The organism is Microbacterium sp. MYb45, from assembly GCF_002979655.1.
Classification (GTDB): Bacteria; Actinomycetota; Actinomycetes; order Actinomycetales; family Microbacteriaceae; genus Microbacterium.
This window is the reverse complement of sequence record NZ_PCPG01000003.1, coordinates 134,790-148,893: the sequence shown is the minus strand read 5'-3', so window position 1 is coordinate 148,893 and position 14,104 is coordinate 134,790. Positions and strand designations below refer to the sequence as shown.

The following is a 14,104-nucleotide window of genomic DNA, read 5'->3' as shown; positions in this document are numbered from 1 at the left end:
CTCCGCTCCTCGCTCAACGACCGATGGGGTGTCCGGTCGTTGAGCGAGCGAAGCGAGACGAAACGCGCCGCAGGATGGTGCTTACTCGGCGGGCTTGAGCTTCGTGAGGATCTGCACGATGTTCTGCTGCGTCGGGTCGGCAGAGGCGTAGGGGTCCTCCTCCGACGGCCAGCCCACGTAGTTGCGGGTGTTGAACTCGCCCAGCAGCGGGTGCGCGCCCAGCGGGATGGCCGGCACCTGCTCGGCGAAGATCGTCTGCAGCGTGTCGAGTGCCGCGGTGCGCTCCTCGTCGGACGAGGCGTTGGCGTACGAGTTCAGCGCGGCCGTCGCCTCGGGGTCGTCGAAGCGGCCGAAGTTGAAGCCGGCCTTGCCGTCCGAGATCCAGCGCGGGTCCATGGTCGAGGTGTAGAGGCCGTAGGCCGTGCCGCTGTCCTCGAGCCAGTGGATGATCGCGGAGAAGGTGCCGTTGTCGCGCGGGTCCGCCCAGCCGCCCCAGTCGGGCATGTCGATCTTGACCTCGGCGCCGATGGCATCGGTCACGTCTTCGGCGATGAGCTCCTGCGCGGTGTTCCAGTCGCTCCACCCCGAGGGGACCGAGAGCGTGAACGAGACGGGCGCACCGTCGGGGTCGATCAGCGCGTCGTCCTTCCAGGTGTAGCCGGCGGTCTCGAGCAGGTCGCGGGCCTTCTCGGCATCGACCGAGTAGTCCACATCCTTGAATTCGGGCTGGATCTCGTCTTCGAGGATCGACGACAGTCCGGTCACCGACCAGACGGCCTCGCTGGCACCCTCGCGGGCGATGTCGACGTAGGCGTCGCGGTCGATCACCCAGGCGAGCGCCTGGCGGAAGGCCGGGTCGTCGAACGGCTTCTGCTGCAGGTTCATGAACAGCGTCGCCGAGCCGGTGGTGGGAGCTGCCCAGAACTTGTTGTGCTCGGGGTCGACCGACAGGAACTGCTCCTCGATCTGTGGGATGAACGCCTGCGCCCAGTCGGCGTCACCGTTTGCGAGAGCGGTGGTCAGCGCGGTGTTGTCGCCGTACGAGACGTAGTGCAGCTGGGGCACCGAGAGGTCGCCGCCCCAGTAGTCGTCGCGGGCGTCGAGGGTGACCGACTCGGTCGACCAGTTCGACAGCACGTAGGGACCGGTGCCGACCAGGTCGTCGCCCTTGACGGGGTTCGTGGCCGGGTCGTCGAGGTTCTCCCAGATGTGCTTCGGGACGATCGGCACGTGCAGGGCGCGGGCCTGGTTGACGTACTTCGACGCGGCGAAGGTCAGCACGACGTTGTCACCCTCGACGACGGCGCTGTCGAGCTGGAGGCCGGCCGTGTCGAGCGCGGGCGTGGAGGCGAGCTCGTACGAGTAGACGATGTCGTCGGCGGTGAACGGCTCGCCGTCGCTCCAGGTGACATCCTTGCGCGGCACGACCGTGAGGACGGTGTAGTCGTCGTTCCACTCGATGCTCTCGGCGAGCCAGGGGGTGACTCCGCGGTCGCCGGTCTGGTTCACGAGGGCGAGGGTCTCGAAGATCACCTTGCCGTAGCCGTACTTCGAGGCGGACGAGTCGCCGACGAACGGGTTGTTGGATTCAGTGGTGATCGCGCCGTCGGGCTTCGCGATCGTGAGGGCGGCGCCGCCGGCAGCACTGCCGGAGTCGTCGTTCCCTCCGGCGGAGCATCCGGCGAGGGCCGAGATTCCGAGGGCGGTGATCGCGGTCGCCGCGATCAGAGACTTTCTGAGCTTCATTGCTTCTCCTTGGGCACGGTCGTTGTGCTGTGTCGCCGGTGGATGGGGGTCCGCCGGCCGTCGTGATTTGCTTACTGTCGAGAAAGTAAGCTTCCGTGAGGTTACCGAGGAGTAAGTTGGATCGCAAGCACGGCTTGCGAGAGAGAGGAGGCCGCGATGGCAGACAGTGACCAGACCGTCCGCGTGCGCCCGGCGACCCTCGCGAAACGCGAGCAGATCCTCAAGGCGGCGGTCGAGATCTTCGGCAACAAGGGCTCGACCAACGGCACCCTCGCCGACGTCGCCGACCAGGTCGGGATCACCCATGCCGGGGTGCTCCATCACTTCGGGTCGAAGCAGAAGCTGCTGCTCGAGGTGCTCTCGTACCGCGACCAGACAGACGTCGCCGAACTCGCCGAGAAGCACATCCCCGGCGGCCCCGAGCTCTTCCTGCACCTGGTGCGCACGGCGTATGCGAACGAGCGGCGCCCCGGCATCGTGCAGGCGTACACCGTGCTCTCGTCGGAATCCGTGACCGACGACCACCCCGGACGCGAGTACTTCGAGGACCGGTACACGACACTTCGGCGCGAGGTCACCGCCGCCTTCCACGAGCTGTGCGCTCAGGAGGGCGTGCGCGATCCCGACACGATCGCCGACGCGGCGGCCGCGATCCTCGCCGTGATGGACGGGCTGCAGCTGCAGTGGCTCCTCCACCCCGGGACCGTCGAGCTGGGCGGGGCGAGCGAGTTCGCGATCCGGGCGATCGTGAACGCGGTGCTGCATCCCGGGCCCGAGCTGTCGACGTACAGCCACCCCTGATCCCACCGGGCGCCACCGCTAGGCTCGGGCCATGACGATCGACCTCGAAGCGCTGTACATCGACCTGCATCAGCATCCGGAGCTCTCGTTCCAGGAGACGCGCACCGCCGGCATCGCCGCCCAGCACCTGCGCGATCTCGGTCTCGAGGTCGAAGAAGGTGTGGGCGTCACCGGCGTCATCGGCGTGCTGCGCAACGGCGACGGGCCAGTCGTGTGGGCGCGCGCCGACATGGACGCGCTGCCGGTCGAGGAGCAGACCGGGCTCGCGTACGCCAGCACCGCACACGGCGTCGACCCTGCGGGGACGACGGTTCCGGTCATGCACGCCTGTGGCCACGACATGCACGTCACCGCCATGATCGGCGCCGTCGAGAAGCTCGTCGCCGAACGCGACCAGTGGTCGGGCACCCTCGTCGTGGCGATCCAACCGGCCGAGGAGTACGGCGCTGGCGCGCGGGCGATGCTCGACGCCGGCATCCTCGACCGCTACCCGAAGCCCGACATCGTGCTCGGGCAGCACGTGACCCCGCTGCCCGCCGGCATCATCGGCGTGCGCAGCGGCACCCAGATGGCGGCATCCGACGGACTGACCGTGACACTGCACGGACGCGGCGGACACGGTTCCCGCCCGCACGCCACGATCGACCCGGTGGTCATGGCCGCGGCGACCGTCATGCGCCTGCAGACCATCACCTCGCGCGAGATCGACCCGCAGGGCGTAGCCGTCGTGACGGTCGGCTCGATCCACGCCGGGCTCAAGAACAACATCATCCCCGCGGAGGCGAAGCTCGAACTCAGTCTGCGCTACCCGAACGAGGAGGCGCGCGAGAAGGTGCTCGCGAGCGTCGAGCGCATCGTGCGCGCCGAAGCCGCGGCCTCCGGTGCCGAGCGCGAGCCCGAGATCCGCACCGACCACACCCTCCCCGCCACGATCAACGACGAGGATGCCACGGCGCGGGTCACCGCGGCTCTGCAGCGTGCCCTCGGCGAAGCATCCGTCATCGACCCCGGCATGTTCACCGGCAGCGAGGACGTCTCGTGGTTCGCGCGGGATGCCGGAGCGCCGCTGGTGTTCTGGTTCTGGGGCGGCATCGACCCGGTCCGTTTCGCGGAGGCGAGCGCGGTCGGGCGCCTGGAGAAGGACATCCCGACCAACCACTCCCCCTTCTTCGCCCCGGAGATCCACCCGACGATCGAGGTCGGCGTGACGGCGCTGTCGGCCGCAGCGCGGGAGTTCCTCGGCTAGACCGCGGGCTCGGCTCGGCTGCGGGGGTCGCGCTCCCGTCGGAGAAATGCGCTTCCGTCGCACTTTCGGGCGGGAAATGGCCGACGGCAGTGCGGATCTCCGTGGCCGGCGCGGCGCGCGTGAGCGGATGTCCCCCGAATGGCCGATGGCGGGGGTGTCGGATGTCGGCCATGATGACCTTATGGTTCCTCGGAAGGGCTCTGCCTCGAGGTCGGAGCGGACTTTCCTGGAGGTACCTCGTGCTCATGCCGTACGCCATCGGTGACGGGCCCTGTCGTTGACTGCGCCGAATCAACCCACGGACGATCTCTCCGACTTCGCAGATTTGATGACCCGCGAGCAGGAGTTCGCCTCCCCTCGTGATCTCGATCCGGAGGCCCACAGGCGACGCCGACGCCGGGGACTTCTCATCACCGCCGCCTGCGTGGTGCTGCTGCTGGCTGCGACCGGAGGGTACGTCGCGTGGGCTCTCACCGCGCCGGTGAACCCGCCGGCCGTGACCACACAGGTCCCGCCGGTCCCGGTCGGCGGCGCTGCGGCCCTCGCCGCGGTTCCCGCGTCCGCCTCGGCGATCAGCATCTCCGGCGCGGACGAATACCTGGGTGAGGGGGCGAGCGGAATCTGGTCGTCGAGCGGGACCGGCGATCCGCTTCCCATCGCGAGCATCACCAAACTCATCACCGCACTGGTGATCCTCGACGCCGTCCCACTCGCCTCCGCCGACGACCCCGGGCCCACGATCACCTTCAGCAAGGCCGACCACGACCTCTACGACAGGTACTACGTGCAGGGCGCGACCATCGCCCCCATGCCCACGGGCACGTCGATGTCGCTGCATGATGCCCTCGCGACCATGCTGATCCCGTCGGCGAGCAACTACGCCGAGGCACTGTCCTCCCGGATCTTCGGATCACAGAACGCGTTCCTCGGCGCGACTCGCGATTGGCTCTCCGCCCACGGCTTGACGGGCACCACGATCACCGAGCCCACCGGCATCAGCCCGCGCAATACGAGCACGACTGCCGACCTCCTGGCCATCGGGAAGCTGGCCGCGGCGAATCCGACCATCGCTCAGATCGTCGCGACCTCATCGATCTCCCTCCCCGGCGCCGGCCAGCTGCACAACACCAACGGCCTGCTCGGAACGAGCGGGATCACGGGGCTGAAGACGGGCACCCTGGGCCACGGCACGTACAGCCTGCTGTACACCGCGACTCTCGTCGTGGGCACCGCCGAACCGCTCGCGGTGACCGGCGTCATCCTCGGAGGACCGACGCGCGAGTCCGTGAACGGCAGCGTGCTCGCCACCCTGGACAGCATCCGTACCGGCTTCCATGAGGTGCCGGTCGCGACAACCGGACACGAGGTCGGCACGATCTCGACGCCTTGGGGCTCCACCGCGCAGCTGGTCATCGGCGAGGATGCGGCGATCTTCACCTGGTCGGACACCCCGATCATCGCGACGATGGACATCGAGACCCCGCCGACCTACCGCGACGGCTCGGTCGTCGGCAGCGTCACCTGGACCGCCGGACCGCACACCGTCACCGCCCCGGTCGCGATCAAGGGGAGTGTCGACGCACCGTCCGAGTGGTGGCGGCTCACCCACCCGTCCGAGCTCGGCTGAGCGGCGCACCCGGGCGTCGCGCTTCGGTCGGTGAATCGCGCTTCCCTCGGCCTTTCTGGGGCGAAACGGCCGCGGGAAGTGCGCCTGGCCGCGGCCAGCGCGCCGGGACCGCAGGCCTCAGGCCGCGTCGGGAGAGGGCGGGCGCCATCCACCCTCGTCTCGGAGGCCGCCGGCGATGCGGCGGGAGATCTCCTGTAGTTGCCGACGCTGAGCTGCTGTGAGCCGGTCGAGGACCAGATCGCGCACGAGCTCCGCGTGACCGGGCGCCGCCTCGTCGACCTTGGCGCGCCCACTGTCGGTGATGTGCGCGAGTGTGAATCGGCCGTCGCTCGGGTCGGGGGTGCGCCGCATCCATCCCTTACCCTCCAGACGCGTGGCCGCACGGGACAGCCGTGACAGCGTGCTGTTCGCGTACGAGGACAGCACGCTCATCCGCAGCCGGCCCTCCTCGGCATGGGCGAGTGCAAAGAGCACGCCGTACTCGAAATGCGTGACCTGCGCATCGCGCTGGAGCTGGGCGTCGAGCACCGCCGGTAGCCACTCGAGCACCGTCGCCACCGCCGACCAGGTCTCGAGTTCTTCGCCCGTCAGCGGCGGGATCGCGCCGTTCGTCGTCATCCTCACAGCGTATCGCTTCACGCGATTTGACTTGACCGGGAAAGTGATTTTGACTTGCTCAGGAAAGTCACTACACGGAGGAGACACATGGAACTCGAACTCACCGGCAAGCGCGCGTTCGTCAGCGGATCGACCGAGGGAATCGGATACGCGATCGCGGCCGGGCTCGTCCGCGCCGGCGCCGCCGTGGTCATCAACGGGCGGGATGAGCAGCGCCTGCGCACCGCAGTCGATGCCCTGCGCGCCCTTCTCCCCGGCGCGGACGTCACCGGGATCGCCGCAGACTTCGCCGACGCCGAGCAGGTGCGGCACCTCATCGGTCGGCTCGGCGAGATCGACATCCTCGTCAACAACGTCGGCATCTTCGACGTGCGGCCGTTCACCGACATCTCGGACGACGAATGGCAGCGGTACTTCGACGTGAACGTCATGAGCGGGGTCCGCCTCTCCCGTCACGTGCTCGACGGGATGCTCGCCCGCGGCTGGGGGCGGATCCTCTTCGTGTCGAGCGAGTCGGGGATCGACGTCCCCGCCGACATGACGCACTACGGCGCGACCAAGGCGGCCATGCTCGCCCTCGCGAACGGCCTGGCCAAGTCGACGCGCGGCACGAGCGTGACCGTCAACAGCATCGTCGGCGGCCCCACCTACTCGCAGGGTGTCGCGCGCGCCGTGGAGCAGATCGCCCGCGCACAGGGCATGGATCCGGCCGACCTCAAGCAGGCCATCGCCGCGCGCAACACCACGTCCCTGCTGGAGCGGTTCATCGAGCCGGAGGAGATCGCGCACCTGGCGTCGTACCTGGCGAGCCCACGCTCCTCGGCGACGAACGGGGCCGCGCTGCGCGCCGACGGCGGGACGCTCACGACGATCCTCTGAGTCGCCCGGCGCGGGTCCCACTCCCGTCGGTGAATCGCACTCCCGTCGGCCGTCGTGCCACGAAACGTACGAGGGAAGTGCGATTGGCCGCAGCAGACGCGAGCAGTGACGACGCGAGCCGGCGCCGTCGGCTAGACCCCGACGACCCGCGGGTCGATAGGCGCGGGCGGAGCAGAGCGCGGCGCCGGGGGCGGCGGCGGGGCGAGCTGGCGCTGAGGCACGCCGTGCGCCTCACGATGCAGGCGCTCCATGCGGCTGTCGAGCTCGGAGGCGGCATCCGCGGCGTCGGACAGGCTGTCGACGAGGTGCGAGGGCACCTGGTTCGAGAACTTGTAGTAGATCTTGTGCTCGAGGCTGGCCCAGAAGTCCATCGCGATCGTGCGGAACTGCACCTCGACCGGCACCGACAGCGCGCCGGTCGACAGGAACACGGGCACCTCGATGATCGCGTGCAGGCTCTTGTAGCCGTTGGCCTTCGGGTGCGCGATGTAGTCCTTGACGGTGCGCACCGTGACGTCGTCCTGCGCGGTGAGCAGGTCGAACAGGCGGTAGACGTCGGCGACGAAGCTGCAGGTCACGCGCACGCCGGCGATGTCGGTGATCTCGGCGCGGATGCGGTCGAAGTCGGGCTCGTCGATTCCCTTGCGGGCGATCTTCTCGACGATGCTGTCCGGCGACTTCAGTCGGCTCTTCACATGCTCGATCGGGTTGTACGCGTGGTCGTGCGTGAACTCGTCGCGGAGGATCGAGATCTTCGTCTCGACCTCGCGCATCCCGAACTCGTACTCGCGCAGGAACCGCTGCAGCTCGTCACGCAGCACGCGGGCCTGGTTGATCGTGTCCTCGGTGACGTGAACGGTCGACATGGCATCGACGTTACGCGTTCGTGATCGGAAACCGCTGTGGATGCGCGATGTCCTCACGACTCACATGCGGCGGGCTCCGGGGCGCGGGGCTGCGACGTCCGCCCGCGCATCGACCAGCTGTTGCCCGGAGAGGACGCCGGGCAGGCCGCGCCCGGAGCGGGTCGTGAACAGCAGGACGACCGCGACGAGGAACAGCACGGCCGCCGCGAATCCGAAGATCCCGCCGGGCAGCTGAAGAGCGCTGATCCCTCCGATGCCGCCCGCCCAGCGCAGGAGGCGCGCGAACGGTGCCGGCAGACGCGATCCCGTGTAGCGGAGCTGCACGGCGACGTCGCCGATCGAACGCCCGCCGATCAGGATCAGCACCAGGAACAGTGCGGACGGGACGATCGTGGCCGCCGCGGAAGAGAGAGTGCCGTCGAGCACCGCCGCACGGTCCTTCACGACGAACTCGAGCCAGACCTGCACGGTCACGCCGGCGCCCACGCTCAGGAATCCGTAGGCGAGGAAGTCGCACAGCATCGCGAGGGCGCGGCGACCGCGGGTGACAGGACGGGGAAGGTCGGCGTCAGGGCGCGCCTCCGCGCCGCGCAGCGACCGCGGGACGACGAGAGCGAGGGTGCAGCCGACGACTGCACCGAGGGTGTTCGTCATCAGATCACCCACGTCGAAGAAGCGATACGCGCAGGGGTAGACACCCCACACCCCGGTCAGCTGCGTCGTCTCGATCAGCAGCGACAGTCCGAATCCGGCGGCGAGCGCCACCAGGATGCCGCGACCGGCGAGGACCCGCACGAAGAAGCCGAGTGGGAGGAACAGCAGCACGTTGAACACCAGCTGCAGCAGGGCCGGCTGCCGCAGCGGGTTGCCCGGCGCCGCGAATGCCTTCTGCACGTCGCGCACGACCGACATCGGATCGGTGATCGCCCCGACGCAGCGGATCGTATCCGGGTCGGGCAGGGGAAGCAGGGTGTACGTCCAGATCGCCCAGAAGTAGATCAGGGCCGACAACCAGAGCAGCGTGCGCCCGAGGCCGAGCCGACCGCGCCGCCGGTAACTGATCGCCACGAACGGCACGAACAGGAGGATGCCGAAAGCCACTCCGATCGCGATGGCGATGAACCCGAGCAGCACCTGATCTTCCACAGCGTGCCAGTGTAGCTTCGCCCGTAAGGATTCCGTGAGGGACCCGCATCCGACCGTAGGGATTCCGTGAGGATCGCGTGAGGATGCCGTCAGCAGGCGTAGTGTCGCCGGACGTGTCCAACGAAAACAGGGAGAGCGCGGACGCGCCCCCGCGCGCGAAGCGCATCATCATCGGGGAACCGCTGACGAGCCAGCAGGTCGACGACCAGCTGCTCCCCAAGCGCATGGCACTGCCGATCTTCGCGTCGGACGCGCTGAGCTCCGTGGCCTACGCGCCGCAGGAACTCGTGATGATCCTGCTGATCGGCGGGCTCACCTTCCTCTCCTTCACGCCGCTCGTCGCGATCTCGGTCGTGGTGCTGCTCATCGTCGTCGTGCTCAGCTACCGGCAGCTCATCAAGGCCTACCCCTCGGGCGGCGGCGACTACGAGGTCGCGTCGAAGAACCTCGGCGAGATCCCCGGCGTGATCGTCGCCGCGGCGCTCCTGGTCGACTACGTGCTGACCGTGGCCGTGTCGGTCGCATCCGGCGTCGACAACATCATCTCGGCGGTGCCCGGCCTCGACCCGTTCCGCGTGGAACTCGCGGTCGGCTTCGTGATCCTCATCATCGTCGTGAACCTGCGCGGGGTTCGCGAGGCGTCTCTCGTCTTCGCGATCCCGACGTATGTCTTCATCGCCTCGGTCGGCATCATGATCGTCACCGGCCTGATCCGCACGTTCCTGGGCGACGCCCCCGTCGCCTCGAGTGCGGACTTCTCCGTGCAGGCCGAGAGTCTCGGCCAGGCGGCCGTGATCCTGCTGATCCTGCGCGCGTTCTCGAGCGGTTGCTCCGCCCTCACCGGCGTCGAGGCCGTGTCGAACGGGGTGCCCGCCTTCCGGGCGCCCAAGGTGCGCAACGCCCAGTCGACCCTCGTGCTGATGGGGTCGATCGCCGCCTGCTTGTTCGCCGGGCTCACCGCGCTCGCCCTCATCACCGGCGTGCACTACGCCGAGAACCCGTGCGACCTGATCGGGTTCGACTGCACGAACCCGCAGCCGAGCCTGATGGCGCAGATCGCCTCGGCGACGTTCGGCGGCGGCAGCATCGCCTTCTTCATCGTGCAGGCCGCGACCGCATGTGTGCTGCTGCTCGCCGCGAACACCGCCTTCAACGGATTCCCCCTGCTGGGCGCCGTGCTCGCCCGCGACGGCTACGCCCCGAAGTCGCTCAACACCCGCGGCGACCGCCTGGTGTTCTCGAACGGCATGATCCTGCTCGGCATCGCGGCGATCGCGGTGCTCGTGGTGTTCCAGGCGAAGCTGACCACCCTGATCCAGCTGTACATCATCGGTGTGTTCGTGTCGTTCTCACTCGGCCAGATCGGCATGGTGCGGCACTGGCGACGAGTGCTGCGCGGGCCGGTGGAGGACAAGGCAGGATCCGGTATCGACGGAGCATCGGCATCCGACCGCCGCTCGGCGAAGATCGGCCTCATCATCAACTCCGCCGGTGCTGTGATGACCGTGCTCGTGCTGCTCATCGTGACGATCACCAAGTTCACGCACGGCGCCTACCTGGTGTTCTTCGCGATCCCGATCCTCGCGTTCCTCATGCTGGGCGTGAAGAGGTACTACCGCGACGTCGAACACGAGATCGCGATCGACGACACCACCAAGTTCGGAGCGACCGGCGACCTCGCCATCGTGCTCGTCAACCGACTGCAGAAGCCCGTCGTGAAGGCCATCGACTATGCGATCGCGGCCAAGCACGGCAAGACGCTCGCGGTGCACGTGGCCGTCGCCTCCGACGACGCCGCCGCGCTGCAGCAGGAGTGGGCCGACCACCTCGTGCCCATCCCGCTCGTGATCGTCGAGTCGCCGTACCGCTCGTTCGCGCAGCCGGTCACCCAGTTCATCAAGCAGTACCGCGAGAAGCACGGCTCGTCCGTCGTGACCGTCTACCTGCCGCAGTACATCGTGGGGCACTGGTGGGAGTCGTTCCTGCACAACCGTCGCGCCCGCCGCCTCGCCAACCAGCTGATGCTCGTGCACGGGGTGTCGATCACCCTCGTGCCCTGGCTGCTCGACTCGTCGGAGCTCATCTACGGCCGCCGTTCCCGTCCGCTGCCGGGCCAGGAGCGCGCCGGGCGGCCCGTGGTCGTGAACGGACGCCGCGCGCACCGACCAGCCGGTCCGCCGCAGGAGTAGTCGCCGCGGCTTTCGTCACGCCCCGGCGAGCACCGAACCGAGGATGCCGGCGGCCTCGGCGAAGCGGCCGGGGTCGGCATTCGCGTAGTTGAGCCGCACGTACGAGCCCGAGGGCTCCGCCGGGAACCACTCGGACCCGGGGGCGATGATCACGCCCTGCACCTCGCAGTCGCGGACGACCTGCACGACATCCGTCCCCTCTGGGAGCCGCACCCACAGGTTCAGGCCGCCTGCCGGGATGCCCTCGACCTGCGCCGACGGGGCGTGCTCGGCCAGGCTCGAGACCAGCAGGTCGCGGCGCGCGCGCAGGTGCTCGCGGAACCCGCGCAGGTGCGTGCGCCAGGCGGGCTGCGTGACCACGTCGAGCGCGGCGGCCTGCAGCAGCCCGCTCACGTACATGGACTCCGCCGCGCGGTCGGCCAGGATCCGCTCTCGCGCAGGTCCCCGGGCGATCACGGCCGCGACGCGCAGGGCGGGCGAGGCGCTCTTGGTGAGGGAGCGCAGGTACACGACATGACCGTCATCGTCGGAGGCGGCGACCGGCCGCGGCTCGGCATCGATCCCCAGGTCGTGCGCCCAGTCGTCCTCGATCAGGAAGGCCCCATGCCGGCGAACGGTCTCGAGCACGGCATCCCCCGTCGCGGTCGGCCACTGCGCGCCGGTCGGGTTGGCGAACGTCGGCTGCGCGTAGAACGCTCGGGCCCCCGTCTGCGCGAACGCCCGTTCCACGTCATCCGGATCGGGGCCCTGGGGGCCGGAGGGGATCGGCACCAGCACGACACCCGCCTGCGCGGCGGCGAGCAGCGCGCCCCAGTAGGTGGGCGACTCGACGAGCAGCGGCTGCCCAGGGCCCACGACCGCACGGAAGATCGAGCTCAGCCCGCTCTGACTGCCCGAGATGACGAGAGCATCGCGCGCCGATGCGGGTGTGACGCCGGCGGGGGCGGTGGCGGCGAGCTCTCCGGCGAACCAGGCCTGCAGCTCCGGCAGCCCCGCGGCGGGCGAGCGGGTCAGCGCCGCATCGGTGCGTGCGGCACGCACGAGCGCCTGCCGTACGAGCCGCTCCGGCAGCAGCTCGACCGCGGGGTAGCCGGAGTGGAGCCCGATCGCCTCCGGGGACACTGTGCGCTGCGTGGACGACAGGCCCGCGAGTCCGGCGGGCGCGGTGCCGAGCGCTGCGGTCTGCCAGCCGTAGTCGGCTGAGCGGGCGGGGCGGATCGCGCGGACGAACGTGCCGGCGCCCGGACGCGACTCCACCAGCCCGAGCCGGACGAGCTGCTGCATCGCCTTCTGCACGGTCACCGGGCTCGCCCCGTACTCCGCCATGAGCGCCCGGTTCGACGGCACGCGCGCCCCCGGAGATGCCGAGGCGACCCATGCGCGGACACCGGCGACGATCCGGTCACTGCTATCCTGACTCATGAAATTAGAGAGTAGCGTTATCGCTCCGCGATCGACAGTGCTATCGACGCACGCCGGCCTCTGGTGGGGGCTACTCGGCGTCACCGCCTTCTCGTTCACCCTCCCGTTCACACGGATCGCCGTCGACGGCCTCTCCCCGCTGTTCATCGGCGCAGGGCGCGCGGTCGTCGCCGCCCTCCTCGCCGGAATCGCCCTGGCCGCGACACGGCAGCGCATCCCGACGCGAGTGCAGTGGTGGCGATTGGCCATCGTCGCCGGCGGAGTCGTGGCCGGATTCCCGCTGCTCACCTCCTTCGCGATGACCACGACCCCCGCCAGCCACGGCGCCGTCGTGGTCGGCCTGCTGCCCGCCGCGACTGCCGTCGCCGTGGTGGTCCGCACCGGCGAGCGCCCGAACCGCTCCTTCTGGGTCTTCGCGATCGTCGGCGCGGTCGCCGCCGTCGTGTTCGCCGCCCTGCAGAACGGCGGACTCGGCTCCCTCACCGCTGCCGACCTGCTGCTGTTCGGTGCCGTGCTGGCCGCAGCGATCGGCTATGCGGAGGGCGGTCTGCTCGCCCGCGAGCTCGGCTCCTGGCAGACGGTGTCATGGGCGCTCATCGTCGCCGCTCCCCTCATGGGGGTCCTGACCGTGGTGTCGACGATCCAGCAGCCGCCCGCAGCGAGCCCCGTGCAGTGGCTCGCATTCGGCTACCTCGCCGCCGTGAGCATGTTCCTCGGATTCTTCGCCTGGTACCGCGGACTCGCGATCGGACCGATGGCGCAGGTGAGCCAGATCCAGCTCGTCCAGCCCGTGATGAGCATCGCGTGGGCCGCCCTCCTGCTGCACGAGCCGATCGGCTGGGCCACCGCCGTCGGAGGTCTCGCCGTCATCGCCTGCGCCGCGCTCGCGGTGCGCACCCGCCTGAAAGACCGCCCCCGAACCGACCGGCCGCCCCGAGAAGAGGAGTCCTGATGCGCCACACACCCCGCTACCTGATGACCGACCCCGACGAGGTCAAGCGCCTCATCCGCGGCAACCCGTGGGCGACGTTCGTCTCCCCGGCGAGCACCGGACTCGTCGCCTCGCACTACCCTGCGCTGCTCATCGAGGACGAGGAGGGCATCGTGATCGCCAGCCACTTCGGACGGCCCGACGACCAGCTCCACGAACTCGGTCGGCACGAGGTGCTCGTCATCATCCAGGGTCCGCACGACTACGTCTCACCGAGCCTGTATGCGCCGGGCGACCTGTTGCCCACGTGGAACCACGTGACCGCGCACCTCTACGGCACCCCCGAGCTCCTCAGCGAGGAGGAGAACTACGCCATGCTCACGCAGTTGACCGACCACTTCGAGAACGGACGGGAGCACGGCCGGCATCTGTCGGAGGACGAGCCGGGCACTCGCCGAGCGGCGAAGGGCACGGTCGGCCTGCGGATGCGCGTCGCCCGCTTCGATGCGCGCGCCAAGCTCAGCCAGAACAAGCCGCCCGAGGTGCGCGAGAACATCACCGCGCGGTTCGCCGAGACGAACAGCGCGCTCGCGTCGGAGATGCGGCGGGTCGACGGGGGGCGACCGTGATCGG

General features: G+C 69.4%; 12 protein-coding genes. 7 read left to right on the top strand and 5 right to left on the bottom strand.

Annotated elements, in window-relative coordinates; genetic code table 11:
* Positions 1-81 precede the first annotated feature (81 nt).
* Complete coding sequence (locus CQ034_RS08560) at positions 82-1,746, bottom strand: ABC transporter substrate-binding protein (RefSeq protein ID WP_105710706.1); 1,665 nt, start codon at positions 1,744-1,746, stop codon at positions 82-84.
* Positions 1,747-1,902: 156 nt separating this feature from the next.
* On the opposite strand from CQ034_RS08560, the gene CQ034_RS08555 reads away from it, so the two are divergent.
* The 3 genes from CQ034_RS08555 to CQ034_RS08545 all read left to right on the top strand — a co-directional run bounded on the left by CQ034_RS08555 (position 1,903) and on the right by CQ034_RS08545 (position 5,420).
* The gene (locus CQ034_RS08555) at positions 1,903-2,547 is read left to right on the top strand and encodes a TetR/AcrR family transcriptional regulator (RefSeq protein WP_105710705.1); all 645 of its coding nucleotides are present in this window, start codon (positions 1,903-1,905) and stop codon (positions 2,545-2,547) included.
* 31 nt (positions 2,548-2,578) lie between these two features.
* On the top strand, positions 2,579-3,793 hold the full coding sequence (locus tag CQ034_RS08550; protein WP_105710704.1) for an amidohydrolase: 1,215 nt from the start codon (positions 2,579-2,581) through the stop codon (positions 3,791-3,793).
* A 328-nt stretch (positions 3,794-4,121) separates the two neighbouring features.
* Positions 4,122-5,420: a D-alanyl-D-alanine carboxypeptidase family protein gene (locus CQ034_RS08545; RefSeq protein ID WP_258134146.1), complete on the top strand. Its 1,299-nt coding sequence runs from the start codon at positions 4,122-4,124 to the stop codon at positions 5,418-5,420.
* A 117-nt stretch (positions 5,421-5,537) separates the two neighbouring features.
* On the opposite strand, the gene CQ034_RS08540 is transcribed toward CQ034_RS08545, so the two are convergent.
* A complete protein-coding gene (locus CQ034_RS08540) occupies positions 5,538-6,038 on the bottom strand; it encodes a MarR family winged helix-turn-helix transcriptional regulator (protein ID WP_105710702.1) in 501 nt (166 codons plus the stop codon).
* An 87-nt stretch (positions 6,039-6,125) separates the two neighbouring features.
* Between CQ034_RS08540 and CQ034_RS08535 the strand changes: the two genes are divergently transcribed.
* The gene (locus CQ034_RS08535) at positions 6,126-6,917 is read left to right on the top strand and encodes an SDR family NAD(P)-dependent oxidoreductase (protein WP_105710701.1); all 792 of its coding nucleotides are present in this window, start codon (positions 6,126-6,128) and stop codon (positions 6,915-6,917) included.
* A 131-nt stretch (positions 6,918-7,048) separates the two neighbouring features.
* On the opposite strand, the gene CQ034_RS08530 is transcribed toward CQ034_RS08535, so the two are convergent.
* Both CQ034_RS08530 and CQ034_RS08525 read right to left on the bottom strand, forming a co-directional pair.
* A complete protein-coding gene (locus tag CQ034_RS08530; protein WP_105710700.1) occupies positions 7,049-7,783 on the bottom strand; it encodes a GTP pyrophosphokinase family protein in 735 nt (244 codons plus the stop codon).
* A gap of 60 nt (positions 7,784-7,843) precedes the next feature.
* Positions 7,844-8,929, bottom strand: a complete 1,086-nt coding sequence (locus tag CQ034_RS08525) for a VanZ family protein (RefSeq protein ID WP_258134145.1) — start codon at positions 8,927-8,929, stop codon at positions 7,844-7,846.
* An 83-nt stretch (positions 8,930-9,012) separates the two neighbouring features.
* Between CQ034_RS08525 and CQ034_RS08520 the strand changes: the two genes are divergently transcribed.
* Positions 9,013-11,118 (top strand): APC family permease, encoded by a 2,106-nt coding sequence (locus CQ034_RS08520; RefSeq protein ID WP_258134144.1) that lies wholly within the window; start codon positions 9,013-9,015, stop codon positions 11,116-11,118.
* 15 nt (positions 11,119-11,133) lie between these two features.
* Here CQ034_RS08520 and CQ034_RS08515 read toward each other — a convergent pair whose 3' ends face one another.
* Complete coding sequence (locus CQ034_RS08515) at positions 11,134-12,540, bottom strand: PLP-dependent aminotransferase family protein (RefSeq protein ID WP_105710698.1); 1,407 nt, start codon at positions 12,538-12,540, stop codon at positions 11,134-11,136.
* Between CQ034_RS08515 and CQ034_RS08510 the strand changes: the two genes are divergently transcribed.
* Together CQ034_RS08510 and CQ034_RS08505 are read left to right on the top strand one after the other, a co-directional pair.
* Positions 12,539-13,492, top strand: coding sequence for a DMT family transporter (locus tag CQ034_RS08510; protein ID WP_105710697.1), 954 nt, complete (start codon positions 12,539-12,541; stop codon positions 13,490-13,492). The genes CQ034_RS08515 and CQ034_RS08510 overlap by 2 nt on opposite strands.
* A complete protein-coding gene (locus CQ034_RS08505; protein WP_105710696.1) occupies positions 13,492-14,100 on the top strand; it encodes an FMN-binding negative transcriptional regulator in 609 nt (202 codons plus the stop codon). Before CQ034_RS08510 ends, CQ034_RS08505 begins: the two co-directional genes overlap by 1 nt.
* The last annotated feature ends 4 nt before the right edge of the window (positions 14,101-14,104 follow it).

What these genes read in the sequence shown, in the direction of transcription:
- CQ034_RS08530 (WP_105710700.1), bottom strand. Translation starts at nt 7,783, where the DNA reads ATGTCGACCGTTCACGTCACCGAGGACACGATCAACCAGGCCCGCGTG.
- CQ034_RS08505 (WP_105710696.1), top strand. Translation starts at nt 13,492, where the DNA reads ATGCGCCACACACCCCGCTACCTGATGACCGACCCCGACGAGGTCAAG.
- CQ034_RS08560 (WP_105710706.1), bottom strand. Translation starts at nt 1,746, where the DNA reads ATGAAGCTCAGAAAGTCTCTGATCGCGGCGACCGCGATCACCGCCCTC.
- CQ034_RS08555 (WP_105710705.1), top strand. Translation starts at nt 1,903, where the DNA reads ATGGCAGACAGTGACCAGACCGTCCGCGTGCGCCCGGCGACCCTCGCG.
- CQ034_RS08550 (WP_105710704.1), top strand. Translation starts at nt 2,579, where the DNA reads ATGACGATCGACCTCGAAGCGCTGTACATCGACCTGCATCAGCATCCG.
- CQ034_RS08515 (WP_105710698.1), bottom strand. Translation starts at nt 12,540, where the DNA reads ATGAGTCAGGATAGCAGTGACCGGATCGTCGCCGGTGTCCGCGCATGG.
- CQ034_RS08510 (WP_105710697.1), top strand. Translation starts at nt 12,539, where the DNA reads ATGAAATTAGAGAGTAGCGTTATCGCTCCGCGATCGACAGTGCTATCG.
- CQ034_RS08535 (WP_105710701.1), top strand. Translation starts at nt 6,126, where the DNA reads ATGGAACTCGAACTCACCGGCAAGCGCGCGTTCGTCAGCGGATCGACC.
- CQ034_RS08545 (WP_258134146.1), top strand. Translation starts at nt 4,122, where the DNA reads ATGACCCGCGAGCAGGAGTTCGCCTCCCCTCGTGATCTCGATCCGGAG.
- CQ034_RS08520 (WP_258134144.1), top strand. Translation starts at nt 9,013, where the DNA reads ATGCCGTCAGCAGGCGTAGTGTCGCCGGACGTGTCCAACGAAAACAGG.
- CQ034_RS08540 (WP_105710702.1), bottom strand. Translation starts at nt 6,038, where the DNA reads ATGACGACGAACGGCGCGATCCCGCCGCTGACGGGCGAAGAACTCGAG.